A 26,830-nucleotide genomic window follows, 5' to 3' on the forward strand; every position below is an offset into this window, starting at 1 on the left:
AAAGAGGATTTTTTTTATGCCGTTAACTTCCGAATTAACTCACTGAGCAATTTAATTCCGTTAGTCATTTGTTCTGGAGTAGCATATCCATATGATAAACGAATGTACTGATCTGATTCTTCTTCATAAATACGTCCCGGATTTAAAAGAATTCCTTTTGATAGTGCCTCTGAAAATAGTTTTTTCATCGGAATGTTATGTACAACCTTTAGCCATATAAAAAATCCACCACTAGGAATATCCCATGATGCAATATCTGCACAATATTTATTTAAAGCTCGTATCATTATTTGTCTTCGTTCTTTCAGGTGCTTTCTTACGTTTGCTACATGTTCTTCATAAAAACCTTCATTTATCCATTCAGCAGCTACTCTTTGAGATAAAGAGCTGGATCCATAGTCTGTTTGCATTTTTATATCTGACAATCTATCAATAACAGGTTCTGGTCCGATTATCCATCCAATTCTAAGTCCTGGGCTAAGTGTTTTAGAGAGACTACCAATATATAATACATGTCCATGTTTATCCATCGACTTTAAAGGAGCTGGAGGTGATTCATCAAGCCATAACTCTCGGTAAATATCATCCTCGATGATAGGCAATTGCTCTTTTTCACATATTTTTAATATTTCTTTTCTTCGCTCTTTGGACATCAATATCCCCGTTGGATTTTGAAAACAAGGGATTGAATATAAAATATTATTCTTTTGACTATATTTAATTCGTTTTAATAAGTCGTTAGGTAAAATACCGTGATGATCCATTGATATACCGGATAAATTTATATTTGCTGATTGAAAAACATGAAGTGAATATAAGTAAGAAGGTTGTTCAAGTAAAACAGTTGATTTTCTATGTAAAAGACCAATCGATATTAATTGTAATGCTTGGAGTGCACCAGAGACTATTAATATAGAATCCGGTGATGCATGTATTCCAAATGATTTTACATATTTGCTTATTGCTTCACGTAACGGATAAAAACCTTTTTGTTCTTCGTATCCGAAATAATCTAATTCCTCACTGACGTTTTTTATTATAGATTGCATAGTTTCGAGCGGGAAAAGATGAGGTGCAAGTTCACCTTTACTAAGATGGATAAGCGTTTTATTTGCTTCTGCTTCATTTATTTCTCGCACCATTAACTTACTTGGTTTATGAATACCGGCCTTTACATATTCACTCCAATCGGGCGGGGGATTAGTTGCTAATAATGACCATGTATTATTTGTTACAATTGTTCCTGCTCCGATTTGTCCTTGAATTAAACCATCTGCCATAAGTTCATCTAGCGCAGTAATTACAGTACTTCGATTTACATGAAATAATTTTGCTAACTGCCGCTGACTAGGGATTTTACTTCCAATTGGCCATTCTCCGTTTTCGATTTTATCTTTCATATAGTCTATTATCTGCCGATATTTGGGTACTTTTTTATCGGTTGTCATATAAAAAACTCCTTCGTTTATTTAAAAGATTCAAAGTGGTTGGTTTTTCCGATAAATAACTGGTTGAAGACATTGTATCAACTATTAAATATGATGAAAAGAAATAATTGGTAATTTAAAAAATGGCTGGTTTTTTAGAGAAGGAGAGAAAATATGCATAATAAAAAATGGGATTTACGCATTATATGTGCTCACGCTTTTACAATTCTTATATGGGGAACTGCTTTTCCAGCAATTCGTATGGGGCTTGAATCTTATACGCCTGAACACCTTACTTTACTACGCTTATTAATCGCTTCATTTATACTTTTGTTATTTTCATTTATATACAAACTACGACTACCGGATTTAAAGGATATCCCAGCAATTTTTATATTTGGTGCTTTAGGGTTTGCTATTTATCACATCGCATTAAATTACGGCGAAAAAACAGTAAATGCTGGATCTGCAAGTTTAATTATTTCAGTCACCCCAATAGTGACGGCAATTCTTGCTTCTGTTTTTTTGAATGACAAAATGAAATTAAATGGTTGGCTTGGTGGTGTAATTAGTTTTGCAGGAATTGCCTTAATTTCATTTAGCCAGGGCGATGCTATTCAATTGAATAGCGGGGGATTATTTATATTATTAGCGGCGATTTCAGAAAGTCTATTTTTCGTTTTCCAAACATCTTACTTAAAAAAATACGGCTTCTTACCATTTACCATATATACAATTTTGTCTAGTACTGTATGTATGCTTATTTTCTTACCCGGAGTTTATCAAGAAATACTAGCAGCTCCTCTTGAAGTTAACTTGAGCGTTATATATTTAGGTGTCTTTCCAACAGTACTCCCGTATATTGCATTGGCCTATATTATATCTCGTGCTGGTGCTTCTGAAGCAACAAGTTCTCTATATTTAACGCCAATAACTGCGTGTTTCATTGCTTGGATATGGTTAGGAGAAGTGCCAACTTTAGTTTCGATAATTGGCGGAGGAATTACTATACTTGGAATTGTGATTGCTCATATACCGGTATTAAGAAAAGAAAAACATAGGAATTTAGCAAATAATCAATCCGTATAATGTAATTCAATAATAATTTTATGATACTTTTTTATATAGTTTCTTTCTTATGTTGATAAATATAATATTTTGTATTTCAGTTAAATATTGTATGTTACATTTTATGTAGTAAGCATTTTAAAAGGAGCTGACAACATAATGAATGGAAAAAGAAAAATTTTCACATGTATTTCTATTGTAGGAATCGGACTAGCTAGTTTTTCTAATTCTAGTTTCGCAGCAAGTGTAACGGACAATTCAATACAAAATTCTATTCCCGTAGTTAATCAACAAGTAGCTGCTGCAAAGGAAATGAAACCATTTCCCCAGCAAGTTAATTATGCAGGTGTTATAAAACCGAATCATGTTACACAGGAAAGTTTAAATGCTTCTGTAAGAAGTTACTACGATAATTGGAAAAAGAAATATTTGAAAAATGATTTATCTTCTTTACCTGGTGGTTATTACGTAAAAGGAGAGATTACAGGTGATGCGGATGGGTTTAAGCCACTTGGAACTTCAGAAGGTCAAGGGTATGGGATGATAATTACAGTATTAATGGCTGGTTATGATTCGAATGCTCAAAAAATCTATGACGGTTTATTTAAAACAGCAAGAACTTTTAAAAGCTCTCAAAATCCTAATTTAATGGGATGGGTTGTCGCAGATAGTAAAAAAGCACAAGGTCATTTTGATTCTGCTACTGATGGAGATTTAGATATTGCGTATTCGCTTCTTCTTGCTCATAAGCAGTGGGGATCTAATGGAACAGTTAATTATTTGAAAGAAGCACAAGACATGATTACAAAAGGTATTAAAGCTAGTAATGTTACAAATAATAACCGACTAAATTTAGGAGATTGGGATTCTAAAAGTTCACTTGATACGAGACCATCTGATTGGATGATGTCACATCTTAGAGCATTTTATGAATTTACAGGTGATAAAACTTGGCTTACTGTTATTAATAATTTGTACGATGTTTATACGCAATTTAGTAATAAGTACTCTTCAAATACAGGACTTATTTCAGATTTTGTTGTAAAAAACCCACCACAACCTGCACCTAAAGACTTCTTAGATGAGTCAGAATATACAAATGCATATTATTATAATGCTAGTCGAGTACCTTTAAGAATTGTAATGGACTATGCGATGTACGGCGAGAAGCGAAGTAAAGTCATTTCTGATAAAGTCTCTTCATGGATTCAAAATAAAACGAATGGAAATCCTTCTAAAATTGTGGATGGTTATCAATTAAATGGATCCAATATTGGTAGTTATCCAACTGCTGTATTTGTTTCACCGTTTATTGCTGCAAGTATAACGAGTAGCAATAATCAAAAGTGGGTAAATAGCGGTTGGGATTGGATGAAGAATAAGAGAGAAAGTTATTTTAGTGATAGTTATAATTTATTAACTATGTTATTTATTACAGGAAATTGGTGGAAGCCTGTACCTGATGATAAAAAAACACAAAATCTAATAAATGATGCAATTTATGAAGGATACGATAATTAATTAAATTTGAGAATGGTTACTGAAGAAAGGAATTAGCATTCGCTAGTTCCTTTTTAATGTTTTGTAAAACATTATCCATTCTAAAATTCGCATAGATATACTTGCTTTTTTCATATACATAGTTATTGATGACTCTATGTTTTTATGAAGGGAGAGTATTTCTTGGAAAAAGTATTATTTTTCGGAGACCCAGGTATTGATGACTCATTTGCCATTATGTATGGTTTACTGCATCCCGAAATTGAAATTGTAGGTATTGTAACTGGATACGGAAATGTTGAGCATATACATGCTGCACATAATGCAGCGTATATTTTACAGTTAGCAAATAGACAAGACATTCCTGTCATTAGTGGTGCAACAAAACCACTGACAGAAGAAATCACTACGTACTATCCTGAAATTCACGGAGCAGAAGGATTAGGGCCCATCCATGTTCCAGGAAATATATTATCTATTCCAATATATAATTTCGGCAGTATTGCTGCGATTCTTATAAAGTACGGAAAAGATTTAACGATTGTTGATGTAGGAAGATCTACCTCGTTAGCAATTGCTTTTAATTTATGGAATGATTTAATGCTAAATGTAAAAGGAATCTATTTCATGGGTGGTGTTTTTTTAGAAGTAGGAAACGTTACGCCATTAGCAGAGGCAAACGTGTATGGAGATCCGATAGCAAGTAAAATTGTTTTCCATCAAGCAAAGAATTTATTCATATTCCCTTTAAATGTAACAAACAAAGCTGTGTTAACACCAAATGTATTTAACTATATTCAAGCTAATACAAAGAATCCATTTCATATGATAATGAAACCAATGTATGATTACTATCTATCCGCATACCAAAAACTTAATCCATCTATGGAAGGGCCTTTGCTACATGATGTGGTTGCAATAAGTGGATTAGTAAATCCAAGTTTTTTTGAATTTGTGCATCGTACAGTAAATGTAGATACATACGGAGATACGAAAGGACAAACATTTGCTGATTTTCGCCCTAACTCTAAATCTGAAGGAGCCCGTATAGCTTTAGAAATAGATGCAGAAAAATTCATTCAAGATTTTATAAAAATTATGTTATAAGTTGCTGTCGAAAAAGGGAATTATTTCAATGCGTTGAATATAAAAATACATCATCTAGATAAAGGAGCTTACAATATTGAATGTCCAGTTAAAGGTTGTTACGAGAGAAAATTGGGAAGAAGCATTAAAGCTACAAGTGAAAGGAAATCAGTTGAAATTTGTTCCATCCGTAGCAGTTTCACTTGCTAAAGTATATATAAAACCAGATGGTGACAATGTAGAGTACATACCATTCGCTATATACGATGGTGACCTTATGGTTGGTTTTGTTATGCATGCTGTTGTAATAGAGACATCGGATATGTATTGGATTAACGGATTTATTATTGATCAATCGCAACAAGGTAATGGTTATGGAAAAGCAGCATTACAAGAAAGTATTAATATAATAAAAAATACGTTTAAGGCATGTAAAGAAATTAGATTAACGGTACATAAAGATAATATCTCTGCAAAGAAATTATATGAACGATATGGTTTCATATCATTAGGACAGGAGTATGATGGTGAGCAAGTATATCGTTTATTTGTTTAACTATTAGGAAGTAAAGGTGTGAAATGAAATATGCAATTTACTGAAGTGAAAATTGAAGTGTTCATTCCTGAAGAATATATTGAAACATTAAGGGATGAATTAAATAAAATTGGAGCATGTAAAACGGGCGAATATGACCATTGTCTTTCCTATAGTTCAGTGAAAGGATATTGGAGACCTTTAGAAGAGGCATCTCCTTTTAATGGAGAAATTGGTCAAATATGCGAAGGACAAGAATGTAAAGTTGAAATAAAGTGTAAACGAGAACTTGTAAAAGATGCTCTTGAAGTTATTAATGATATTCATCCGTATGAAACACCTATGATTTATATTATACCAATACTAAATGACTATTTTGAGAAACTATACATTAAATAACTAGGAGGAATATCAATTGAAAAGTAAATTTCATCATATTGTACGAGCAGTCATGATAAAAGATGAAAAATTATTAGTTGCTGAATATATCGGCCATCATTATTTTTTACCTGGTGGCCATGTTGAAATTGGAGAATCAGCAGAGAATGCATTAAAAAGAGAGTTAAGAGAAGAACTTGGAGTAAACTGTAGTATACAACAATTTTTAGGCGTCATAGAAAATCAATGGCAAGATAAAGAAGTTCTTCATCATGAAATTAACCACATTTTTGAAGTAGAGTCACAAGATTTACATACGGACTTAACACCGAAATCTAGCGAGTCTCATTTAGCATTTCACTGGATAGCTTATAATAAAGAAGCTTTAAATCATTATGAAATCATGCCAATGCCTTTAGTAAAGGAATTACTAGAAAGAAAGTTAAATGATGAACTCCTAAATTGTTGGATTAGTAATTTTTAAATCACTTTATTTATAGTAAATACGTCCATCGAATGAATATAAAGAAAATAGGCTGAAAAACAAGGTACATCACCTAGTGTAAGTTCATATTTTGTTGATGTACGCATTTAGTCTATAGTCTTGTTTCTACTTTGTTTAAAAGAATTTATTAACTTTAATATTTGGACGGAATTTACATTTATAAATGGAGGGTTTCATAATGAATCAGTTTCAACAAGAACTACAATCATTAAACCTTAATGATTATCAAACTGGCAATGTTGTGTATTGGGATCAACAACAAAGTCAATATCCATACTATTACATTCAAGACGATGCACGTCGTTGCGGCGGATGTGGAGGTTGTGGTGGACGTTGCGGTGGATGTGGCGGTAGATGTGGTGGTTGTGCAGGTCGTTGCGGCGGATGCATAGGATGCGCAGGATGTTTCAGTTGCTTTAATTGCTGGAACTGGTGGATTATTTAAGTATAGAAAATTCAAGTTATTTTATATGAAAGAAAGGTGTAAAAACTATTTTGCACTTTTCTTTCATGCTGTAATTTTGATGTGTATTAAGGGGGATTTATTTGTATATATATGATAAGTTGATTTCTTGGGTAGAGGATATAAAAGAAAAAAATCATAGTTCTGCTACAGCACTTTGTATTATAAAAGATAATAAAATCGTACTAGAGCATTATAGTGGTTATCACTCAAATACATCTACAACCAAGAGAGTAACAGCATCTTCACAATTTAACGTTGCTTCTGCTAGAAAAAGTTATTTAGGATTAATGATAGCGTATGCGCTTTATGAGGGGAAAATAAACTCTATTGATGATGAAGCGATAAAATATTTTAAAGACTTTGATCCTGCATTGCTTAGTAAAACGACGATAAGACATTTAGTAACATATTCGCACGGATTAGAAGAAACGAATGACAGGACAATTTTTCGTGAATTTGCACCGGGACAATCATGGGCGTATAGAGATATTAATGTAAGAATGATGACACGTCTTATTTATCAGCTATATAACAAAAGTTTTCCTGAATTGTTAAAGGAGCGTGTGTTTAAACCTGCTAATTTTCAAGAAACAGGTTGGAGAGTTCAGCGAGATGAAAATTTAGTTGACGTTGTTAATAATCCAAATGAAGACGCAATTAGTGAAATTGGTACGGTAGATGACGGTACTGAAAAAAAATTTATTTGTCTCAGCTAGAGAATTTGCGCAGTGGGGTAATCTTCATTTAAATCAAGGTATGATAGATGATAAACAAATTGTTCCAAAAGAAGTTATAAAAATCGCTACGAGTTTGCAGAGCCCAACATTTATAAACAAAGAGCTACCACAAAATGGGGTGTTTTGGTTCATCCAAAATGAACCTGCACAATTAAGCGAACTTGGTGAACGTATTCCAAAAGGGTCGTATCAAATATTAGGGATTACTGGACCGACTATTTTAGTAATACCTGAATATAATGTAGTTGTTGCAAAAATGTATAATAAAAGATATAACTACGGTGGTGATAATTACTTATATTATTTACGTGAATTTAGTAATTTAGTCGCTGATACATTTAGTAACGGTAATAGGGCATAATTACTCCTATAACAAAAAGGAGTGATTGAAAATGAAAGATAAAGTGAACAAAAATAAAAAGCAAAATATAAAAGATGTAAATACAGAGCAAAATGCAATTTATAGCGATCCTAAAGATGCAGCTAATATGCAAACTGTACCGCAGCCGAAAGATTTTGATGAAATCGAATATTAATTTTTCATCCGACTATATGATGAATGAAAAATACGTCTTAAGTCTCATAACATTTAAGAAATTATTTGATAACATATATACATAAGCATTTGAAAATGTCTTATCTTAACAAAGCTTTCTTTAGAAATATCTGATATAACCTGCAAAAGGCACTTCTTTATGAAGTGTCTTTTTGTGTATATGAACTTAATTACCATTTTCCGTACAGTATCTTGCAATTTATGATGGATATACTAACTGTGAAAATTCATGTCAAGATAAAAGAAGGGGACAGTTAGTATGAAACAAACTTCTATAAATCCGTTACTAATTGTTCTAGGTACAATCATTGTTCAAATTGGCCTTGGAACAATTTATACATGGAGTTTATTTAATCAACCCCTTGTAAGTAAGTTTGGATGGAATCTTAATTCAGTAGCGATAACTTTCTCCATAACTAGTTTTTCTTTATCATTCTCAACTTTATTTGCAGCAAAGTTGCAGAAAAAATTAGGCCTTCGGAAACTTATTGCTACTGCAGGAATTGTTTTAGGACTCGGCTTAATACTTAGTTCACAAGTTTCTTCCTTACCACTATTATATTTATTAGCTGGTGTCGTTGTTGGTTATGCGGATGGAACAGCTTATATTACATCACTATCTAATTTAATTAAATGGTTTCCAAATCGGAAAGGGCTTATTTCAGGTATATCTGTATCAGCGTATGGAATGGGCAGCTTAATCTTTAGATATATAAACGGAAATCTTATCGATAACCTTGGTGTATCACAAGCATTCTTATATTGGGGTATTATCGTGTTACTTTTAGTGTTAATCGGATCGTTCTTCTTACGTGAGGCAATTGTAAGTAATTCTGTAACTGAAACATTACACAATGACTATACTCCGCGTGAAATGATGCGAACGAAACAAGTATATCTGCTATTTTTTATGTTATTCACCTCGTGTATGGGTGGTTTGTATTTAATCAGTATGGTAAAAGATATCGGCGTACAACTCGTTGGACTTAGCGCAGCAACTGCTGCAAACGCCGTTGCTATGATTGCAATCTTTAATACAGTAGGTAGAATCATTCTTGGGACGTTATCAGATAAAATCGGCCGAATGAAAATTGTCTCTGCAACATTTATTATTATAGGATTGTCAGTCTTTACTTTAAGTTTTATTCCGCTAAATTACGGAATCTATTTTGCTTGTGTAGCAAGTGTCGCCTTTTGCTTCGGCGGTAATATAACTATATTCCCAGCTATTGTCGGAGATTTCTTTGGATTAAAAAACCATAGTACAAATTACGGGATTGTCTACCAAGGTTTCGGATTTGGTGCGCTTGCAGGATCATTCATTGGAGCGATACTTGGAGGATTTCAACCAACTTTCATTATAATTGGTGTTTTAAGTGTTATTTCCTTCATTATTTCAATATTAATCCGTCCACCAAATGTAGAAAAGAAAAAGGAACTAAAACATTTACATCGGAAAGTAGCTTAATTTTAAAAAGAGTCCTCATACTAGGGCTCTTTTTTATTCCATTAACTTTGCTTCTTTACCAACTCATTAAAGACAGGACAATATCATTTTAAAATTGAATAGATAAGTAAAAAGGAGCGTGACACTTAAAATGAAAATAGTACAGCAGTGGGTACAAGAAGATAGTGATTACATAAGAGAGAAAGTAATTGAATATAATCAAAAATATCTCGCAGATGAAGAAAAAACACCTTCAGAAAAGGTTAGTTTCATAGTAAGAGATGAAAAAGAAGAAATCGTAGGCGGGGTAACAGCGATAACTTTTTGGCACCATATACACGTTGACTTTCTATGGGTTTCTGAAGAATATAGACATGAAGGTTACGGAACCAAGTTAATAAAACTTATTGAAGAGTTTGCAATTGAAAAAGAGTGCAGGTTAATCAATTTAGATACTTTTAGTTTTCAGGCACCTGATTTTTATAAGAAGCATGGATATAAAGTAATCGGAGTAAGTGAAGATCATCCGAAAGGACATAATCATTATTATTTAGAAAAACGGCTAAAAAGTATATAGAATTTGTTAACATTAGTATTTGGAATACACATGCAATAAGGGCGAGGTTATTATTAATTTCAGTATTAATTGAATCAATTTTTATTCTAAAACTGCAAGAACGTACTTTGGATAATCTTCCTAAGGTACGTTCTTTTTTATATCAGTAGCCTATTCTTATTAATTCCACCAATACTGGTAAAGGCAAGACTTAACTAACTTATATATATTAAAAGGAGTTAATGGTAAAATGAATAAAAGACAGAAAATTCCTTTTATTAAAAATAGAGGAGGTACATATGAAAAAAGTAAATGTTACATATGCACTTTTATACGATAAAACAAACGAAAAGATCTTAATGGTAAAAAACAAAGGGGAAAATGGTTCTTATTATACATTACCAGGTGGCGCAGTTAAATTAGGAGAAACGTTAGAAGAAGCAGTAATTCGAGAAGTAAAAGAAGAAACAGGGTTACATATAAACGTAAAAGGGATTTGTTCTATCAGCGAAGCCTTTTTCGAGGAAAGAGATCATCATGCAATTTTCTTTAATTTTCTAGGCGAAATAATTGGCGGGGAGACATATATAACAAGACCAAAAGAAATCGAAGAGATTACTTGGATGGAATTACATATAGCAGCTCCATATTTACGCATACCAGAACATTTACTAGATTTATTACAAAGGAAAGAAACAGTACCGTACTTTTTTAACGGAACAATCGTTCATCAATCTTCATAAAAATATTATCTCATGTAAGGTGGGGAAAACATGGAGTTCATCGTTAATCACAAACAATTTACTCAAGCACTTTCAGAAGTTAACAAAGCGATATCAACAAAATCTTTAATTCCTATATTATCTGGTATAAAAATAACTGCAGATCAATCTGGAATTACTTTAATTGCAAGTAACTCGAATATTTTTATCGAAAAATTCATTCCTGTTTCAATTGAAGACGAAAAGATTGCAACTATTTTAAAGGCAGGAACTATTGTTGTACCTGCAAAGTATTTCATTGAAATAATAAAGAAAATGCCAAGTGATATAGCAATAAAAAGTAAGAATGAGCAATTAATTACGATACAATCAGAAGAAATCACATTAAGTTTAAATGGATTTCCTGCAGATGAGTTTCCGAATGTACCGCTTATAGACAATCATGCAGAAATCAAAGTAGAGACAGAGCAATTGATTGAAGTATTTAAACAAACAGTCTTTGCGGTAGCGAAAAATGAATCTAGACCTGTTCTTACTGGGGTGCATATAGAGTTATCTAATAATAAGTTTATTTGTGCTGCAACTGACTCACATAGACTAGCGATACGTGAAACATTGCTTTCCTCAGATGTAAAAGCAAATTGTATTGTACCAAGCGCAACCATTAGTGAACTTCAAAAATTAATGAACAGCAATTCGGAATTCGTATATATCTACCTTTCAGAGAGTCATATTATATTTACGTTTGGAACAACTACATTATATTCAAGACTAATTGAAGGGAAATATCCTAATATTTCTAACCTTATTCCAAATGACTTTAAAACGATTATTAACATAGATAGAAAAAAGATATTACAAGGTGTAGACCGATCAAGTTTATTAGCAAGTGAATGGGCCAATAACAATGTTAACTTAGAAATCATAAACGAATCTACAATTAAAATTTCTTCAAACGCTTCTCAAATTGGGCAAATATCCGAAACGCAACAAATAGATGCGATTCAAGGTGAAAAACAATTAAATATATCTTTCGATGGGCGTTTTATGGTTGATGCTTTAAGAGCAATAAAAGAAGAAACGATTACTTTAAGCTTTGGCGGTTCTATGAGACCGATATTGATTGAAGCAGGAGAGCAATCTGCAGCAGTACATCTTATATCACCAGTAAGAGCTTATTAGGGATAGAGGAAGGGATTACATTATGTACAAGCAGACTTTTGTTTTATGAAATCATAAATTAATACATTATAAGAATGATGTATTAGTAAAGCAAACAGTTTACTAAATCCTACATAATATAATTCAATCATAGACAAAGCAGCAATGGTAATCTGAAATACAAAGCAAAATAATAATAACCTAAATATAAAAGCATAGATTAATCGATATGGGGTGAGTACGATGAAGAAAGTAATTGTTTTACTCATTGGTATAGTTTTAATTATTTTTGCTTTTTATCAATACAACAAAAAAGACTATGCAGCTAAAAGTACTAACTTGTATGTAGAAGACTTTAAAGGGGCAAATGATTCAATAAAAATACAATCTGCTATTAATAAAGCAGCGTCTAGTAAAATAAAAACCGTATTGCTTGATGATAAAAAGTATAAAATCACGTCACCAATCACTGTTAAAAAAGGTGTGAAATTATTATTTGGTTATGGATCACAATTTGTGGTTGAGGGAAACTTTAGAGTTCTAGAACTAGAGAAAAACGCATCCATTGAAGGAGCGTATATAGCTATTAACGATCCTAAATTTAACTCTGAAGTTATTTATTTAGAAGGTAAAAATAAATATTATAACACTTGGAACAAAACGCAAATAAAAGATATAAATATTATTAATTGGACGGAAACGAATAAAGGTACCGGAATTTCTTTATACTCTGCTGGAAAAGAAAATGAAATTTCGTTTGTTAACTTCGAAAACATTAAAATTGTAGGAATGGAAACCGGACTAAAATTAGTAGCAAAAAAACCGAGCACCGGACAAGCTTGGATAAATGCTAATCGTTTTATGAACTTTTCTTTAGAAGACTGTGTGAATATGATTTATATGGATAGTCAAGTAACTACGCCAAATGAAATTAGTGGGAATCAATTTACAAATCTTCAAATACAGCCTTCAAATAAAACAAAAAGCATTATAAAAGTAAGTGGTCAGTATAATGAATTTCATGGGATGGTGTGGGATTTAAATAAAATAAAACATGAAAACGAACTCATTGAACTAACTGATAAAAGTATGAATACAGTGATTGAAATGTTCAGTGTACCAGCAAATAGAATTTTAGATAGTGGGAAATCAAATATAGTGAAATAAGTTTAAATACAGAAAAAGAGCGAATTCCTTATAAGAGAGTTCGCTCTTTTTCTATTTATAATTAAATTTCTCTCCACCAAGCTGTTGAAGGATAGTTTGTAGATTTTAACGTAATAGATTCACCAATTTGAGGCGTTGTAATTTTAACACCTAAACGGTTGGCTTCTTTCGTAACACGTTCTATCGGGTCACTCCATTCGTGTAATGCTAACGTAAAAGCACCCCAATGAATTGGAAGAAGTAATTCTCCTTTAACATCAATATGAGCTTGTACCGTTTCTTCAGGCAACATATGAATAGCAGACCACCTCGGATCATATTGCCCGCATTCCATTAATGTAAGATCGAATGGACCGTATTTATCACCAATTTCCTTAAAGTGAGGGGCATAACCGCTATCACCACTAAAGAAAATTTTAGTCTCTTGACCAAGAATAAGCCATGAACACCATAATGAACGATCTCTATCTGTCATACCACGTCCCGAGAAATGCCTTGCAGGCGCACATACTAACTTAATATTATCAAACGTAATTTCGTCCCACCAATTATGTTCACTAATTTTACTAGGCGAAACACCCCATTTAATAAGATATTGTGCAACTCCAGTTGGAACATAAAAGTGCTTTGCGCGATCTTTTAACTGCATAATACTTTTGTAATTCAAATGATCATAGTGATTATGAGAAATGATAATCGCATCAATTTCTTGAAGGTCATCACGTTCTAAAGAAAAAGTACCACTATAGCGTTTACTATTAAACAAAGGAAATGGGGAAGAGGCATCTCCAAACATAGGGTCTAATAACAGTTTTTTACCTTCTATTTTCAAAAGAGAAGCAGAATGGCCAAACCATGTAACACTCTCTAACGGTTCATTATCTTTATTTGATAAAACGATAGGCAAATCCTTTATAGGACGCAGCTTTGATTTTATTTTAAAGTAATCCGTCATTAAACTTATAATATCTTTCGGTTTAAAACTCATATCAGTATGAATTTGATTTGTATATTTCTTATTCATTCGTTCTCCTTTTTACGATTAACAATTTACGTATGTTGTTATTGTAGCTATTTGTAGTTTAAACTATATTATTTTACCTTTCATCTAAAATGCCTTGTATTTCATAAATCCGTCAAATTCATTATTTGTATCTATAAAGTACAAATCGCACAGCAGCAGCTAAGACAAATATTAAGTACATGTAAATTGTTTTTATTTAGTAAATTCCTTCTTATACGCAACAAAGAACATACGTTCCGTTGTATGTTATAGAAGAAAATATGTCTCTAATAAAAGAAAGGAAGGAGAGGATGTAAGTGCACATAGAACGAAAAAAGAAATCAAAATGTAAACTATCAAAATCTGAAATCATGCATTTGTATACTGAAGGGAAGAGCACCTCAGAAATCGCTATGCTTGCTAATGTGTCTGCAAGGTATATTCGTATGGTTTTATCAGACAATAACGTACCAAGGCGCGCTATAGGGAGTTGGAAGAGAAAGTATGACATAACAGAAGATTATTTTAAAACGTGGTCAAACAATATGGCTTATATTTTAGGGTTTATAGCAGCAGATGGTGTTATACAGAAGGAAAATCAATGTGTCAGTATATCTCAAAAAGAAAGTTATATTTTAGAAGATATAAAAAAAGAACTAAAAACAAACCAGCCACTTTATCAAAACAAAAAAACAGGCGTATATATGCTAAATATTAATAGCAAAACAATAAAAGACGACCTTATGAACATACACGGAATTATGCCATGTAAATCATTTAACATCGAATTTCCTTTTGTACCAGAAGAATATTTGCATCATTTTGTTCGTGGGTATTTTGATGGGGATGGTTACGTCAAGTATGAAACTTATACAGTTAATTTCGTAGGTGGATCATATAACTTTATGAATTCTTTACATCAAATTCTTCAAAATCGCAATTTACGAGCCGATTTACTAAATCAAAACAAACATTATCGCGTTATTTTATCTGGAAGAAAATCAATACAACTATTTTCAAATTGGATTTATAAAGACAAAGATATTTATTTGCATAGAAAATATGAAGTGTTTCAGAAAGAAAGTCTGAGTTTAGATCAATTACAAGATCGAAAATTAAAACAAACTCAAACTGCCGTTAAACAAAGAAAACAAAATTTCCTTGAAGAATATATGAAAAATAAATGTAATACTACAACTTGTTCAAATTTAGAAATAAGCGAATCGGCTTTCAAACGTTGGCTAAAAAATGATAATCAATTTAAAAGAGATTATGAAAAGATTAATTTAACAATGTCCACTAGAGATAACTAAATATAAAATCCTAAAAATCCACCAGCAAGTTCAGCTGTAGAAGTTAGAAAGTTAATTAACGATAACTTTTTAATTGAAATCGAAGCAATTGCTGTAGCAAACTAATTTTAAAAACTTATTATGAATCATATCCATGCAATTCGGTTAATGCGTTCAGTTAAAACGAATTGCATTTTTTATTGTCTTAAATATAATTTATATCTGGAGACATTTTCATCAACAACTTATAAAACAAACAACTAAACAATCCATCAAACAGAATGATTAAAAAGAACGAGGGGAGGCTAATCACAAAAACAAACTTACATATAATAAGTTTGTTATTTAAAGTTAGTTAACATAATATATATTATAGGCAGTTATAGAAACAAAGTAATATCAGGTATCAAAAACCAAGTAAACTATACTTAATGAGACGAAACAGAGATTTTTAGTGAAATTCACATGAAATCTTATCTAAACAAATTTCTTCAGCTTTTATCGTTTTTATTTGTTATAAATTCATCACAGCAAATCTTAATCAATAATCGCTTAAGATTTAACGAATTAAAAACATTTTTGATTGGCAAGAAATTTTTATACAGAAAAATTATTTCTATACAAAATATAAATTAGTAATTTTATTTTATGTTTTACTTAATGAATTTATTGCTATTTGCACATGTTTTACAACTTTACATTATTTGTTGTTATTTCTGTTATTTAGACTTGACTTTCATTACAATCATTGTTTTTTATTCTAGTTAACATAACGCTTATTTTTAACATAAAAAAATCCTCCTCACCTTCAGGAAGATTTTTTGTTTGCTATTATTTTATTTATATCTTCTAGTAACAATCCCAATTGTAAATGACATTGGAAAAATCTAGATTTAACAAATCTTCCTTACGTATAAAGAAATTAGCAACCCCAGAATCGCCCCACATAATATTTAATGAATCGTCTGTATCGATTTGCAGCAATAATATGTCATGTTGCTGGTATTTTTCTTCCCATTCTCTCGGATCTGTCTGTGTGAAAAATGGATATCCACCAATTTTATGTCCTTGATCTTTACATAAATCATCATACAGTTCGCCTAATTCTGTATTATTTTCTTCATCAACAATTTCTTCCCAATCAATGTTATCACTTAAAATCATTTCAAATCGATAATCTCTTGGTGTTACTGGTTGATATGCCAACTCAAACTTTAGTTTTGCTGCTTCGGGTATGATAAAATTCTCTAAATCTAAAGTGTTTAAATAACTAAAATCAGTAATCACCTTAGTTAAATCCGCTGTGATTGTAGAATGATAAACAATTCGAAAGTCTTTTTGGCTTGTGGGATGATCAAAATCTGCTCCAAAAAGATCTTCTTCAGCACTTATGAAAAACTGTAACATTCCATGTTGAGGCATATGTTCAATGTTTGGTATTTCTTCAAGGTTTAACTGCGCAAGTAGCATCATAGGTTGTCCGTTTGAGTCTTTAGGATGCTCTTGATCTATAGGTAAATACGGATATCCACCAAACTTACTTTCAAAAAGCGTTGTCTCTGCTTGCGTTCCAGACACTTTAACATACGGTTTCACACTTTCTTCTAAAATACTACGATACTGTTCTAGTTCTTTCGGAATTTGAAGTTGATACGTATTCTTCACTACATTTGCCTCCCTTTAGTAATGAATTGAAAATGCCTAACTTAATTATATAGCAAGCGATAGCTTAATTGAAAATCGTTAAAAATCCATTTTCACCCTCATTTTTTGCGCGCTTGGTGGACAAAGTAAATTATGTTCTAAAACCTTTTTATTAATAGTTCGAATTAAGTCCGCTGCTTCTGCAGTATTTGTATTTTCTTTTAGTTTTTCTTTTAAATCATCAATTTCTTTTGAAAGCTCAATCCACCTAGGTAAAACATGATTATTTGCTAAAGTTCTATAAAGTTGCTTTTCAGGATTGTAAGAAAGATCTTTATCAAGATTAAGAGGTTTCCCTTTACCAGGTAAATTATCAAAAGCTCCTTTTTGTTCTGCTTGTTTAACGATAGAACTAATATGATCCTCATACGTATAGGACCAAACTTTCTCATCTTTTACTAAAATCTCTTGTTTTTTTAGTTTTTTATCTAGTTCTTCTTGATTCATAGATTTTCTCTCCTTTTTATTTTATAGTGTGGTTTTTATCTATTTCAAAGCTTTCAATCCATCTAACAACTTTTTTCACCCTCACACGCTATCATGACCGTCTCGAAACTCTTCATAAGTGGTTTTTGTACCCTTTATCTTTTAAAGCTCTATACAAGTGGTTATTGGCCGTTAAAAGAGGTTTGTTTTCAAGTTGTCCTGCTACCATATAAAAGTGAAGTTGAGTTGCAATAGAATTTATAGATGAAATTTGATTTTCAATCCAAGGAATATCGTTTTCAAAAGTTAGTTCTTCTAGCTGATTAACATGATCTACAGCAATACATGGCGGTATTCCATTTTCGTAAATTAAATAATTGAGTGTTTTTGCGATTGAAGATTACTTAATGCATGGATTTTTATTAAAGACAATGAAATGTTCTTGAAGATGTGAAGTTTGAGAATAATTATGAGGTAGATCAAGATGTTTTGCCCTTGCTGCAATGTGGCAGTAAGGTTATTTAATTTTGATAGAATGATATAAGAGCCTTGCTACACTTTTGTAATAAGACTCTTTAAATGAGTTATTTACTAGAATAATTGTCTATTGCTTGAATAGAAAGTTCCAACGATTTTATTCTTCTTTCTAAAAGCGTTCTTTGAGGACTCCCAAGCTTTGACTTAACGTAAATCTTTTCAATTGATGGAAGCAAACCAATTAGAACATTACGAGCTTCTGCTAAATCTTCCTGAGTATAATGATGAGTTTCTTGCTTCCAAACACTTTCTAACATAGCTAAGCCGATACTAGCTGCTTTGAGTCTTTTTTTCACTAAAGTAGTATTTGATCCTTTTTGAGTCATCTGTGATAAGGCATTTTCAAGTTTACTAATTGTTGACTGTAAAGATTTTATTGATTCTACTTTATCTATATTTGATACGTTTTTCATGTTAATGTTATCCCTTCTATGTTGCTAACTTGTTTTGTTTAATGTTTAATGAAATCCTTAAAAGCTTGATTTCACTCGAAATATTTTAACATAAATAACTAACTGTATTCGAGTTGGACAATAACTTAAAGTAAAACAGCTATTCCTCTCTCCTCCCCTGCATCATTCTATTATATGTACTTCTTTCTTCTCATTAGAATTCCTATATAAACTAGTTGTTAATATTGAATGTTTTATGAACAAAAAAACGTACAAGTAATGTAACCTGTACGTTTTCGCTTTTATTCAGTAAGGTAATAAAGTAATAGCTTTCTGGTCTTCTCATAACTTATGAAATCTCTATACAAAATGGGATAATTCACAATTTCTGTTTCTAGAAAACGATATTGCGGAAACCACTCGAAAAACGATTTTCTTAACCACTTTATTTGTTGAAACGTAATGTTCTGTTCGTTTCCATTTAGTACAGAATTTAAAGTAGCCGCTGTATGCATCCAATAATGATTAAAATCAGCGTTTATACAGTCATCTTCGGTAAATTTACTTTTTAAATCTCGCTGCAATTTTGCTGTAGCACGATAAGGAAACGGTTTATGAAGTGGACTATGCATTTTCTGCAATTCCTTAAAAATAATTCGTTTTCCTAACTTCAACTTTCCACCCCTTTATTTCTCTATCCAATTTAATAAGTTTTCATAATGATATTGAGCATCGATATACCCAAGATTATATAGGTTAACGAGCTTTTCCTTATTTCTTTCTATTCCGCTTATAGGAAGCTGTACACTTGGTTGAATTACATAAAAATTATCTTTTTGTTCTTCTCGATTCATATAAGATATCGTCTCATTATAAAAACGATAATGGTTTACTAAATTCTCTGCGATTTTCGGATATTTTCTATATAAAATTTTAGCCAGGCCTGAAAATTTATTTCGCTGCTTCTCATATCCTTCTGGCTTTGTCATAATGACAACGTTCTTTTCATAACCATCCTTTTGGGCTTTCAAAACTGGTATAGGGTCTATAATCCCTCCATCTAATAATTTTCGATTATTATATTCTACAGCAGGTGCTATAAACGGTACAGAGCTTGAGGCGCGAATGATTTTTAAAATATCATTTCCGTGTTCTGCTTTATTATAATAAATGGCTTGTCCTGATTCGCAATCAGTCGTCCCTATGACAAACTGTTCATTACATTTTAAGAAAGTTTGAAAATCAAATGGTACAATTTTATTAGGTACTTCATCAAATAAAAAATCCATTCCGAATAATTCGCGTTTTCGAATCAAATTTCGATAAGATATATAACGGTGATCTGCTACTAGCTCTGTATTTACTTTCTTATTTCTCCCTTTTTGACGTGATAAATAAGTTGCTCCCATACAGGCTCCTGCTGATACGCCGACTACATACGGAAAGAATAAGTTCTTTTCCATGAAATATTCGAGTACACCTGCAGTATATAAACCTTTCATTCCTCCGCCTTCTAATACTAAACCTATATTCTTCATGCTATATCCCTCTGCTTCTTTTTTCTTAATTTCATATTAGCATAAGATTTTAAGATGAGGTTATATAAACTAATTACAACAATAACCAGAAACTACTAAAGTAATGTCATAATATCTTTGTGAGTAACATGTTACAATATAAGTAATTCATTCCACATATATTAAAGGAGGAATTTAATATGGGTTTATTTAGCGGTATTTTAGGAAATGCATCAAATACGAGTTCTGAAAGTGTAGAACGTGATTTAGAGAAGATTATGCTAGACGATGAAAAAGTAGAGCATGCTTATAAATTAATTCGTGATCTAATCGTATTTACAAATCGTCGTCTTATTTTAGTAGATAAACAAGGAGTAACTGGCAAAAAAACAGAATACCATTCTATTCCTTATAAAAGTATTACACAATATAGCATCGAAACGGCTGGGCATTTTGATTTAGATGCAGAACTTAAAATTTGGGTGTCTAGTATGGAGGATCCAATTACGAAAGAATTTAAAGGTGACGATAGTATTTTAAGCATTCAAAAAGCGTTAGTAACCTTTACGACTAAGTAGTGTTTTTTGTATTTTTATTCATTTTTAAAATTACTAACCCGAGTATTTTGGAAGAACATACATTATTTTTGTATATTTAATCTAAAATAACATAAAAAGGTAAAGCGTATTTTATATGCTTTACCTTTCTTTTTTGTAATAAATAAGTGTAGTTTCATCATTTAATTTCTTTATAACTTCTGTTCTTTTATAACCCATCTTTTCGTATAAAAAGCAATTTTTCTCTTCTTCTAAAATAGTAGCAAGTTCCCAGCTCGTTGCTTCAGGAAACATTTCCTCAATTAATGTAAGTACCTTTTGGGCAATTCCTTTTCCTTGATAACTCGGGTGAATAAACATTGGACTGATCCAAAATTTAGAGGGTGTTTCTTTTGGTGAAATGCATATCGCTCCAACAAGATTCATTGCCACTATTATTTTATAGAAGCCACCGTCTACATGATTTATTCTACAAATAGTTTTTTCGATAGTTTCATTTGCTGGATTTGTTTCATAGTCTTTATATTTATGTAATAAAGGGCTAAATGAGTCTATTTGCATTTGAAATATAACTTCTGCATCACTTTCTGTCGCCTTCTCTAATGTAATCTCCATGTTACCAATTAAGTCGCTTTCTTAACGAGGTAATATGAGCGGTATGATGACGACCATGCCATGCGTATAGTCCTATTGCAACAGCAAGTTTTGTTTCACCAGTTTCAGGATGGTTAAATGTCTTTTCTAAATCTTCAATTTCTAGAGAATATAAAAGGTTAACCCATCTTTTATGTAATGAATCTAGCATTACTAGTGAAACATCTACCGGTAATTTTGAATCGGGTAACTCTGCCCACTTCTCTTCTTTATACGGCTTAATAGTGGGATTCTTTTCTGTCAGTGCTAATTTAAAGCGTATGTAGCTATTCATATGACTATCAACGACGTGATGAACTACTTGACGTACAGTCCAACCTCCAACGCGATATGGTGTATCTAACTGCTTCTGATCTAAATCTTTAATTGCCTTTGTTAGTTCATTTGGTAAATCTTCAATTTCTTGAATCCATGTATCAATCATTTCTTCAGTTATAGGACGTTTGTATGTAAATTGGCCAATTGGATAACGTAAATCATTCATGAATAAGTCCTCCTTATTATAAGCGTGAAGTATTTCTCCAAATATAGTGTACAAACTTCACATGTTCTCCATTTAATTCTACAGAAGTTGTATCTGATTCGTTTTGATAAGAAGAAAATCCGCTTTTTTCTAGTACAATTTGTGATGCGAGATTATTAGTAGTTGTTTTAGCATGAACTTCAGTAATTTCATTATTTTTCGCTACATCTAAAATTAATTTTACGGCTGCTGTAGCAACTCCTTTTTTAGTAAATTTTTCTCCGACCCGATACCCTAGCGAACTAATTTGAGTTTCCGTATCTATATCTACTAAATTAATTCGCCCTACAATTTCTTTTTCTTCATTACGAATTAAATAAAAATAAGAATCTCCATCTGCTTGTTCTATTAATAAATCGTCTAGTAGTTTTTGGAAATATTCAAATTCAAAATATTTTGAGCCACGATTTGGCACCATTGTTTCAAAAAAAGATTTATTCGTAAGTTCAAACGTAAATAAATCCTTAGCATCTTGTTTCTTTAGTTGCTCTATGTATATTTTCATCCCGTATTCTCCTTCTAGATTTACTAACTGTTATACATTCTTTTTTAATCAATTATATTCCTGCTATTACTTTCGATTAAGTAATACAGATAGTAGCACTTTCGGATGAAAAAGATGAAATGGACTACGAATTAAATTCATCACTCGTACTAACCGAATATAAACATCAGAATTACTTGCGGATAGTCGATATATTTGTTTCGTATACCATAGCTGAAATTTTTGTTTTGTAGTTAATTCTCTCTTTAGTTGCGGATGACGTGATATTTCCGTTGTTGTCATATCCCATGGGGTTTCTATTATATTAGCTGCCTTTTTATAAAATTGTTGTGTAAATGTTTTATCAAGTTGTTTTCTACCTTGCAGAAGTAATTGCAACTGGTGAGCCTCCATAGCAGCAACTGATACGCCTTGGCCGAAAACGGGATCAAAACGACATTGCGCATCTCCAACAACTAATAAGCCTTCTGGTACATTATTCACTAAATCAAATCGCCGGCGTACTTGATAGGGAATTTTGTATGTCTTTATATCAGTAATTCCCTCAGCCTTGTTTAGGAAGTCTGTAACATTAGAAATTGATAGGTTTTCAGCAAAATCATAAAACTCATCATCTGTTTGTGGTGCTTTCTCGTTTGCGTATCCACTGAAAGTAACAAAATAACGATTATCTTCTATCGTTTGAATAAGAACGCCATAAGGGTTATCAGGGAAACTCGGAGACATTAGCACATTGCAACAGTCTAATTTCTCATTTTCTTTAAGTTTGAACATTTTCGTTGCGTAAAATAAATCAATACGAACTTTCTCTTCTTGTACTTCAATTTCATATTCTCGTAACCACTCTATACTTTTTGAGCCAAATCCACTCGCATCAACTACAAGGTCTGCATGAACTTCTTCTTGTATGTCTGTCTCTAAATATTTAACTTTTACTCCACACACTTTGTTAAGCTTTGCATCTACCAATAACCCTTTAACCAATGTTTCATATTTAATAGTAATATTTGAAATCTGATGTATTCGTTTTTGAATATGCCATTCTAGTAAAGGACGACTTTGTTGAATCATATGTACTTCCCCTATGAACGGTTGTTTCCATAGACCGAATTGATGCCATTTTAAATCACGTGTAAAGTTGTTTATAATACTACCCGCTTCTATTAATTCATTCGTAATAGTAGGAAACAATTCTTCAATTGCTTTTTCTCCACCTTTTAATAACACGTGAGGATGATTACTTTGTGGAACTCTTTTTCTTGAAGCTTTTCCATCCCATTTTTCACCGACTTCTAAAATGATTACTTCTTTAAAAAAAGTTGATAATGCTTTTGCTGCAAACTTTCCTGCCATACTTCCACCAATAACGATAGCCTTATTAAACATATTTTCCCCCTTAATAAAAAGAGATCCTGCCTTGTATGAATGAAACAGGATCTTAAACTAATTAACTTCTTTATCATTATACTTAAAATACATCAGTAAATTGCAACGTTAAAATTAAAATACCTAATCCCCATACGTAATACGCGAATACTTTTAAGGAGTGGCGTTTTAAATATTGAATCATCCATGAAACGGCTATGTATCCAAAAAACGCTGCTGATAACGTTCCGACAATTAAAGATGTACTAGAAATAGATTCTGCTTTCCCTTGAAAAACGTCTGCAAATTGCAAAATGATAGCTCCAACAATAGCTGGTGTCGACAGTAAAAAAGAAAAGTAAGCAGCAGTTTCACGGTCTAATTTTCTCCATAATGCAGCGACAATTGTCATTCCAGAACGAGAAATGGCTGGAAAAATAGCAGCCGCTTGAAATGACCCGATAATTAGTGCGTCTTTATATGTTATGTCATCCATTTTTTTACGACCATTTTTTTGTTTATCTGCCATGTAGAGAAAGAATCCAGTCACTAAAAACTCCCAACCGATCGTGATTCCTGTTTTTGAAATATCTTCAAAGAAGTCTTTAAACAATAAACCAATAACAACTGCAGGTATCGTCCCAACAATAAGTAATAACATGAGCTTTGAAAATGGGTTTTTAATTAAATATATAAATTCTTTTTTGTAATAAATAAACACTGCAAGTAAAGTCCCAATATGCAACATCGTATCTAAAAATAAGCCTGCTTCATCTAATTGAAATAAATGCCTTCCTAAATAAAGATGTCCGGTACTACTGATTGGTAAAAATTCTGTTAAACCTTGAATTATACCTAATATGAAAGCTTCTAACAAATTCATGATGGTCTCCTTTCTCTTTTGCTTGTACCAATATATGAGGGTTAAATTTTCGATATGAAAAAAACTATATTTCTCTATGAATTTACTTTTCTTTTATGGATATATATGTAAAGAGAATTAAGGAGGGTTATTATGTGGAAGCACACAAAATTCGGTAATGTATTACTTTGGATGGGCCCTATCCTTGTATTTTTAGGACTATGTATGACAAATGTTATTTCAGATATTCCTTTCTTTGAGGGAAAACATAAAACGCTTGGTATTGTACTTATATTTATAGGGATATTCTGTTTTATTGTGGCTAATCATTTGAAAAAAGGAGAAAGATATGAAGAATAAATCTAAATAAAAAACAATCCTGGCATATTAGCTAGGATTGTTTTTTATTAATGTTGATTATTTGTAGAATACTTTATCAACGTTATATTTCGCTTTGTATTCATTAATGATATATGTTTCGTAAATTTCTCTTTCTGTTGGATCTTCTACGATACATGCATCAATGCGGTATACTTCATCACGGTGATTTTTAATTGGTGAAACATTATCTTCAAAATGCTTCTTAATACGTTGTCTAATTTTACGAGCTTTACCTACGAAAAGTAGTTCGTCATTAATATTGTAAAACATAAAAATGCCGCCTTTATCTCTAGGGAACAAGTGGAAATCAATAAATCCATTAATTGGAGTAATGATTGGCTCGTCTCCTTTAATAACTTGTTTACGTTCAGTAATTGTAACATCAACTTCAGGGATACTAATTTTAATCAAGTTCATTCACGTCCTCTTTTATTATAAAGATAAATAATAGCATACATATGTAAGAAAAGCTACGTTCATAGGTATATTTCATTTTATAATTCAAATATTATAGGTGTATCATGTAAACTCTTCTTCCAAATCATATGATCACTTGATTCTCCCCAATAATCTTTCAGTACATAACTAGGCTCTCCAAACTTCTTTGTCCATATACTTTGCGCTTTTCTGTATCCACTATCTAAACAGAATTCTGTTATTCCTCTGCTAAGTAACGTAAGAAACATTGTATGTAGCAGTAAACTCCCGATACCCTTTCTTTGATAATCTGGAAGTATAAATACAGTTCCTATTTCATACAAATCCTTAAGTACACCACCTGTACAACTATTAATCAATGTACTTGCTGGACCAACTTCAATTGTTCCAATGATTTTATTGTTATTTGTATCAATTGCTAATAAAAAGTAACGTTTTTCTCCATTACTATCAAAATCTGTTTTCAAATATTGCTTTTTCATGTTAATTTCATTTTCTATGTCATCCAATAGTTGTGATAATCCTTCATTTTTGTATGTATTCGTAATAACGATACGGAAAAATAAATATAGTTCATCTACATCATTCAAATTCGGTCTTCTAACTGCAACGTTAGTCATGAATACATTCTCCAATCTTCATTATGCCATTGTCAATACAACACTTTACATAATCTATTCATCATTATTCTGCAAAAACCTGCATAAATCCAGCAATATAGAAAGCTCAGTATAAATATTAATAAAATAATTTTTATGTCCATAGTTGTATGAACAGTAGGACCAAGTACCGGAAAACGGAAAACATCGAGAACGATCATAATCCCTATAAGTAGACAAGTCGCAGAAAAGGAAACAATCCAAATTCTCCTCTTAAATTTTAAAAAGGCTAGTCCTAAGGCTAGACCTAATAAGCCTGTAGTAAAAGGAAAGATAATTAGTTCACTTGGCTCAATAATAAATAATAGAAAAATAGTAAGAATATAAGAAAGTATTCCCTCACGAATAGAATAGAAAATAGCAAAAAAAATCGGTAATGTCGAAAATGGACTAATGAGCAAACCTATACCAGGAACTAAGTTACCCGCTGCTTGAAACATGGTGGCTAATGCACTCATCAAAGCTGTAAGTACTAACTTATTCGCAAGGGACAATTTTCTTTTATGAACAAAGCTTATATCATGCTCTATCATCAGTTGATACCAATAACGTACAAACCGATTCATTAAAATCCCCCCTAAAGACACCTCATTCATTACTTTCTATATTATTCGTACACATACGGTTTATGAGTTACTTTCTGCAAGTTAATAGATGCTCATACATTGAAGATTTTTAGGGGGATAAGTTAAGTCGTGCGTTTT

At 31.8% G+C, this 26,830-nt stretch carries 31 protein-coding genes and 3 pseudogenes; 18 read left to right on the forward strand and 16 right to left on the reverse strand.

Annotated features, from left to right (window positions below; genetic code table 11):
- Positions 1-14 precede the first annotated feature (14 nt).
- Entirely contained in the window at positions 15-1,448 is a 1,434-nt protein-coding gene (gene norG, locus AC1Q51_RS04935; protein ID WP_061660860.1) for an efflux pump transcription regulator NorG, read from the reverse strand.
- A gap of 153 nt (positions 1,449-1,601) precedes the next feature.
- Between norG and AC1Q51_RS04940 the strand changes: the two genes are divergently transcribed.
- The 14 genes and pseudogenes from AC1Q51_RS04940 to AC1Q51_RS05005 all read left to right on the forward strand — a co-directional run bounded on the left by AC1Q51_RS04940 (position 1,602) and on the right by AC1Q51_RS05005 (position 13,311).
- Positions 1,602-2,516 (forward strand): DMT family transporter, encoded by a 915-nt coding sequence (locus AC1Q51_RS04940; protein WP_061660861.1) that lies wholly within the window; start codon positions 1,602-1,604, stop codon positions 2,514-2,516.
- Positions 2,517-2,654: 138 nt separating this feature from the next.
- Positions 2,655-4,016 (forward strand): family 8 glycosyl hydrolase, encoded by a 1,362-nt coding sequence (locus tag AC1Q51_RS04945; RefSeq protein WP_097987280.1) that lies wholly within the window; start codon positions 2,655-2,657, stop codon positions 4,014-4,016.
- Positions 4,017-4,178: 162 nt separating this feature from the next.
- Positions 4,179-5,102, forward strand: coding sequence for a nucleoside hydrolase (locus AC1Q51_RS04950; protein WP_090977911.1), 924 nt, complete (start codon positions 4,179-4,181; stop codon positions 5,100-5,102).
- 76 nt (positions 5,103-5,178) lie between these two features.
- Entirely contained in the window at positions 5,179-5,637 is a 459-nt protein-coding gene (locus AC1Q51_RS04955; RefSeq protein ID WP_090977909.1) for a GNAT family N-acetyltransferase, read from the forward strand.
- Between the two features lie 30 nt (positions 5,638-5,667).
- Complete coding sequence (gene cutA / locus AC1Q51_RS04960; RefSeq protein WP_001160791.1) at positions 5,668-6,015, forward strand: divalent cation tolerance protein CutA; 348 nt, start codon at positions 5,668-5,670, stop codon at positions 6,013-6,015.
- Between the two features lie 16 nt (positions 6,016-6,031).
- Positions 6,032-6,478: an NUDIX domain-containing protein gene (locus AC1Q51_RS04965; protein WP_492331404.1), complete on the forward strand. Its 447-nt coding sequence runs from the start codon at positions 6,032-6,034 to the stop codon at positions 6,476-6,478.
- A 199-nt stretch (positions 6,479-6,677) separates the two neighbouring features.
- Positions 6,678-6,944: a heterocycloanthracin/sonorensin family bacteriocin gene (locus AC1Q51_RS04970; RefSeq protein ID WP_001071389.1), complete on the forward strand. Its 267-nt coding sequence runs from the start codon at positions 6,678-6,680 to the stop codon at positions 6,942-6,944.
- A 101-nt stretch (positions 6,945-7,045) separates the two neighbouring features.
- Positions 7,046-8,063 (forward strand): annotated as a pseudogene (locus tag AC1Q51_RS04975) (serine hydrolase domain-containing protein).
- Positions 8,064-8,094: 31 nt separating this feature from the next.
- Positions 8,095-8,238, forward strand: coding sequence for a hypothetical protein (locus AC1Q51_RS04980; protein ID WP_000653680.1), 144 nt, complete (start codon positions 8,095-8,097; stop codon positions 8,236-8,238).
- 279 nt (positions 8,239-8,517) lie between these two features.
- Entirely contained in the window at positions 8,518-9,726 is a 1,209-nt protein-coding gene (locus AC1Q51_RS04985; RefSeq protein WP_098235440.1) for an L-lactate MFS transporter, read from the forward strand.
- Between the two features lie 130 nt (positions 9,727-9,856).
- Complete coding sequence (locus AC1Q51_RS04990) at positions 9,857-10,282, forward strand: GNAT family N-acetyltransferase (RefSeq protein WP_098289742.1); 426 nt, start codon at positions 9,857-9,859, stop codon at positions 10,280-10,282.
- 278 nt (positions 10,283-10,560) lie between these two features.
- The gene (locus AC1Q51_RS04995) at positions 10,561-11,004 is read left to right on the forward strand and encodes an NUDIX hydrolase (RefSeq protein ID WP_492331405.1); all 444 of its coding nucleotides are present in this window, start codon (positions 10,561-10,563) and stop codon (positions 11,002-11,004) included.
- 30 nt (positions 11,005-11,034) lie between these two features.
- Entirely contained in the window at positions 11,035-12,165 is a 1,131-nt protein-coding gene (gene dnaN, locus AC1Q51_RS05000) for a DNA polymerase III subunit beta (protein WP_492331406.1), read from the forward strand.
- 222 nt (positions 12,166-12,387) lie between these two features.
- The gene (locus tag AC1Q51_RS05005) at positions 12,388-13,311 is read left to right on the forward strand and encodes a hypothetical protein (protein WP_098235439.1); all 924 of its coding nucleotides are present in this window, start codon (positions 12,388-12,390) and stop codon (positions 13,309-13,311) included.
- A gap of 61 nt (positions 13,312-13,372) precedes the next feature.
- Here the strand turns inward: AC1Q51_RS05005 and AC1Q51_RS05010 are convergent, their stop codons facing one another.
- Positions 13,373-14,335: an MBL fold metallo-hydrolase gene (locus tag AC1Q51_RS05010; protein WP_098235438.1), complete on the reverse strand. Its 963-nt coding sequence runs from the start codon at positions 14,333-14,335 to the stop codon at positions 13,373-13,375.
- Between the two features lie 296 nt (positions 14,336-14,631).
- On the opposite strand from AC1Q51_RS05010, the gene AC1Q51_RS05015 reads away from it, so the two are divergent.
- On the forward strand, positions 14,632-15,627 hold the full coding sequence (locus AC1Q51_RS05015) for an LAGLIDADG family homing endonuclease (RefSeq protein WP_492331407.1): 996 nt from the start codon (positions 14,632-14,634) through the stop codon (positions 15,625-15,627).
- 12 nt (positions 15,628-15,639) lie between these two features.
- A pseudogene (locus AC1Q51_RS05020) lies at positions 15,640-15,732 on the forward strand (RidA family protein); the annotation flags it as partial.
- A 723-nt stretch (positions 15,733-16,455) separates the two neighbouring features.
- Here the strand turns inward: AC1Q51_RS05020 and AC1Q51_RS05025 are convergent.
- The 6 genes and pseudogenes from AC1Q51_RS05025 to AC1Q51_RS05050 all read right to left on the reverse strand — a co-directional run bounded on the left by AC1Q51_RS05025 (position 16,456) and on the right by AC1Q51_RS05050 (position 20,203).
- Entirely contained in the window at positions 16,456-17,271 is an 816-nt protein-coding gene (locus AC1Q51_RS05025; protein WP_016512720.1) for a YwqG family protein, read from the reverse strand.
- 78 nt (positions 17,272-17,349) lie between these two features.
- Complete coding sequence (locus AC1Q51_RS05030; RefSeq protein WP_001987779.1) at positions 17,350-17,757, reverse strand: DnaJ family domain-containing protein; 408 nt, start codon at positions 17,755-17,757, stop codon at positions 17,350-17,352.
- 81 nt (positions 17,758-17,838) lie between these two features.
- Positions 17,839-18,232, reverse strand: a pseudogene (locus AC1Q51_RS05035) (hypothetical protein); the annotation flags it as partial.
- An 88-nt stretch (positions 18,233-18,320) separates the two neighbouring features.
- Positions 18,321-18,686, reverse strand: coding sequence for a hypothetical protein (locus AC1Q51_RS05040; protein ID WP_029442483.1), 366 nt, complete (start codon positions 18,684-18,686; stop codon positions 18,321-18,323).
- Positions 18,687-18,967: 281 nt separating this feature from the next.
- Positions 18,968-19,339 (reverse strand): YxiJ-like family protein, encoded by a 372-nt coding sequence (locus AC1Q51_RS05045; protein WP_000765936.1) that lies wholly within the window; start codon positions 19,337-19,339, stop codon positions 18,968-18,970.
- 12 nt (positions 19,340-19,351) lie between these two features.
- The gene (locus tag AC1Q51_RS05050) at positions 19,352-20,203 is read right to left on the reverse strand and encodes a patatin-like phospholipase family protein (RefSeq protein ID WP_029442485.1); all 852 of its coding nucleotides are present in this window, start codon (positions 20,201-20,203) and stop codon (positions 19,352-19,354) included.
- 179 nt (positions 20,204-20,382) lie between these two features.
- Between AC1Q51_RS05050 and AC1Q51_RS05055 the strand changes: the two genes are divergently transcribed.
- Complete coding sequence (locus AC1Q51_RS05055) at positions 20,383-20,760, forward strand: PH domain-containing protein (RefSeq protein ID WP_000522472.1); 378 nt, start codon at positions 20,383-20,385, stop codon at positions 20,758-20,760.
- Positions 20,761-20,880: 120 nt separating this feature from the next.
- Here AC1Q51_RS05055 and AC1Q51_RS05060 read toward each other — a convergent pair whose 3' ends face one another.
- From AC1Q51_RS05060 to AC1Q51_RS05080, 5 genes are all read right to left on the reverse strand, one after another.
- Positions 20,881-21,354 (reverse strand): GNAT family N-acetyltransferase, encoded by a 474-nt coding sequence (locus AC1Q51_RS05060; RefSeq protein ID WP_088023940.1) that lies wholly within the window; start codon positions 21,352-21,354, stop codon positions 20,881-20,883.
- A gap of 1 nt (position 21,355) precedes the next feature.
- On the reverse strand, positions 21,356-21,877 hold the full coding sequence (locus AC1Q51_RS05065) for a YfiT family bacillithiol transferase (protein WP_000999070.1): 522 nt from the start codon (positions 21,875-21,877) through the stop codon (positions 21,356-21,358).
- A 16-nt stretch (positions 21,878-21,893) separates the two neighbouring features.
- A complete protein-coding gene (locus tag AC1Q51_RS05070; RefSeq protein ID WP_078401728.1) occupies positions 21,894-22,421 on the reverse strand; it encodes a GNAT family N-acetyltransferase in 528 nt (175 codons plus the stop codon).
- A gap of 66 nt (positions 22,422-22,487) precedes the next feature.
- Positions 22,488-23,807: an FAD-dependent monooxygenase gene (locus tag AC1Q51_RS05075; protein ID WP_470215349.1), complete on the reverse strand. Its 1,320-nt coding sequence runs from the start codon at positions 23,805-23,807 to the stop codon at positions 22,488-22,490.
- Between the two features lie 82 nt (positions 23,808-23,889).
- Positions 23,890-24,669, reverse strand: coding sequence for an undecaprenyl-diphosphate phosphatase (locus AC1Q51_RS05080; protein WP_470215350.1), 780 nt, complete (start codon positions 24,667-24,669; stop codon positions 23,890-23,892).
- Between the two features lie 132 nt (positions 24,670-24,801).
- Between AC1Q51_RS05080 and AC1Q51_RS05085 the strand changes: the two genes are divergently transcribed.
- Positions 24,802-25,008 (forward strand): hypothetical protein, encoded by a 207-nt coding sequence (locus tag AC1Q51_RS05085; RefSeq protein ID WP_000265470.1) that lies wholly within the window; start codon positions 24,802-24,804, stop codon positions 25,006-25,008.
- Positions 25,009-25,065: 57 nt separating this feature from the next.
- On the opposite strand, the gene AC1Q51_RS05090 is transcribed toward AC1Q51_RS05085, so the two are convergent.
- From AC1Q51_RS05090 to AC1Q51_RS05100, 3 genes are all read right to left on the reverse strand, one after another.
- Entirely contained in the window at positions 25,066-25,446 is a 381-nt protein-coding gene (locus AC1Q51_RS05090) for a nucleotide excision repair endonuclease (protein WP_001048947.1), read from the reverse strand.
- 77 nt (positions 25,447-25,523) lie between these two features.
- Positions 25,524-26,087 (reverse strand): GNAT family N-acetyltransferase, encoded by a 564-nt coding sequence (locus AC1Q51_RS05095; RefSeq protein ID WP_090977896.1) that lies wholly within the window; start codon positions 26,085-26,087, stop codon positions 25,524-25,526.
- A gap of 32 nt (positions 26,088-26,119) precedes the next feature.
- Positions 26,120-26,692 carry a hypothetical protein gene (locus AC1Q51_RS05100; RefSeq protein ID WP_001079228.1) on the reverse strand — a complete coding sequence of 191 codons (573 nt, stop codon included), beginning with the start codon at positions 26,690-26,692 and terminating at the stop codon, positions 26,120-26,122.
- Positions 26,693-26,830 lie beyond the last annotated feature (138 nt).

This window comes from Bacillus sp. MT94 (assembly GCF_058792475.1).

What these genes read in the sequence shown, in the direction of transcription:
- norG (WP_061660860.1), bottom strand. Translation starts at nt 1,448, where the DNA reads ATGACAACCGATAAAAAAGTACCCAAATATCGGCAGATAATAGACTAT.
- AC1Q51_RS04940 (WP_061660861.1), top strand. Translation starts at nt 1,602, where the DNA reads ATGCATAATAAAAAATGGGATTTACGCATTATATGTGCTCACGCTTTT.
- AC1Q51_RS04945 (WP_097987280.1), top strand. Translation starts at nt 2,655, where the DNA reads ATGAATGGAAAAAGAAAAATTTTCACATGTATTTCTATTGTAGGAATC.
- cutA (WP_001160791.1), top strand. Translation starts at nt 5,668, where the DNA reads ATGCAATTTACTGAAGTGAAAATTGAAGTGTTCATTCCTGAAGAATAT.
- AC1Q51_RS04970 (WP_001071389.1), top strand. Translation starts at nt 6,678, where the DNA reads ATGAATCAGTTTCAACAAGAACTACAATCATTAAACCTTAATGATTAT.
- AC1Q51_RS04980 (WP_000653680.1), top strand. Translation starts at nt 8,095, where the DNA reads ATGAAAGATAAAGTGAACAAAAATAAAAAGCAAAATATAAAAGATGTA.
- AC1Q51_RS04985 (WP_098235440.1), top strand. Translation starts at nt 8,518, where the DNA reads ATGAAACAAACTTCTATAAATCCGTTACTAATTGTTCTAGGTACAATC.
- AC1Q51_RS04990 (WP_098289742.1), top strand. Translation starts at nt 9,857, where the DNA reads ATGAAAATAGTACAGCAGTGGGTACAAGAAGATAGTGATTACATAAGA.
- AC1Q51_RS04995 (WP_492331405.1), top strand. Translation starts at nt 10,561, where the DNA reads ATGAAAAAAGTAAATGTTACATATGCACTTTTATACGATAAAACAAAC.
- dnaN (WP_492331406.1), top strand. Translation starts at nt 11,035, where the DNA reads ATGGAGTTCATCGTTAATCACAAACAATTTACTCAAGCACTTTCAGAA.
- AC1Q51_RS05005 (WP_098235439.1), top strand. Translation starts at nt 12,388, where the DNA reads ATGAAGAAAGTAATTGTTTTACTCATTGGTATAGTTTTAATTATTTTT.
- AC1Q51_RS05010 (WP_098235438.1), bottom strand. Translation starts at nt 14,335, where the DNA reads ATGAATAAGAAATATACAAATCAAATTCATACTGATATGAGTTTTAAA.
- AC1Q51_RS05030 (WP_001987779.1), bottom strand. Translation starts at nt 17,757, where the DNA reads ATGAATCAAGAAGAACTAGATAAAAAACTAAAAAAACAAGAGATTTTA.
- AC1Q51_RS05040 (WP_029442483.1), bottom strand. Translation starts at nt 18,686, where the DNA reads ATGAAAAACGTATCAAATATAGATAAAGTAGAATCAATAAAATCTTTA.
- AC1Q51_RS05050 (WP_029442485.1), bottom strand. Translation starts at nt 20,203, where the DNA reads ATGAAGAATATAGGTTTAGTATTAGAAGGCGGAGGAATGAAAGGTTTA.
- AC1Q51_RS05055 (WP_000522472.1), top strand. Translation starts at nt 20,383, where the DNA reads ATGGGTTTATTTAGCGGTATTTTAGGAAATGCATCAAATACGAGTTCT.
- AC1Q51_RS05060 (WP_088023940.1), bottom strand. Translation starts at nt 21,354, where the DNA reads ATGGAGATTACATTAGAGAAGGCGACAGAAAGTGATGCAGAAGTTATA.
- AC1Q51_RS05065 (WP_000999070.1), bottom strand. Translation starts at nt 21,877, where the DNA reads ATGAATGATTTACGTTATCCAATTGGCCAATTTACATACAAACGTCCT.
- AC1Q51_RS05070 (WP_078401728.1), bottom strand. Translation starts at nt 22,421, where the DNA reads ATGAAAATATACATAGAGCAACTAAAGAAACAAGATGCTAAGGATTTA.
- AC1Q51_RS05075 (WP_470215349.1), bottom strand. Translation starts at nt 23,807, where the DNA reads ATGTTTAATAAGGCTATCGTTATTGGTGGAAGTATGGCAGGAAAGTTT.
- AC1Q51_RS05080 (WP_470215350.1), bottom strand. Translation starts at nt 24,669, where the DNA reads ATGAATTTGTTAGAAGCTTTCATATTAGGTATAATTCAAGGTTTAACA.
- AC1Q51_RS05085 (WP_000265470.1), top strand. Translation starts at nt 24,802, where the DNA reads ATGTGGAAGCACACAAAATTCGGTAATGTATTACTTTGGATGGGCCCT.
- AC1Q51_RS05090 (WP_001048947.1), bottom strand. Translation starts at nt 25,446, where the DNA reads ATGAACTTGATTAAAATTAGTATCCCTGAAGTTGATGTTACAATTACT.
- AC1Q51_RS05095 (WP_090977896.1), bottom strand. Translation starts at nt 26,087, where the DNA reads ATGACTAACGTTGCAGTTAGAAGACCGAATTTGAATGATGTAGATGAA.
- AC1Q51_RS05100 (WP_001079228.1), bottom strand. Translation starts at nt 26,692, where the DNA reads ATGAATCGGTTTGTACGTTATTGGTATCAACTGATGATAGAGCATGAT.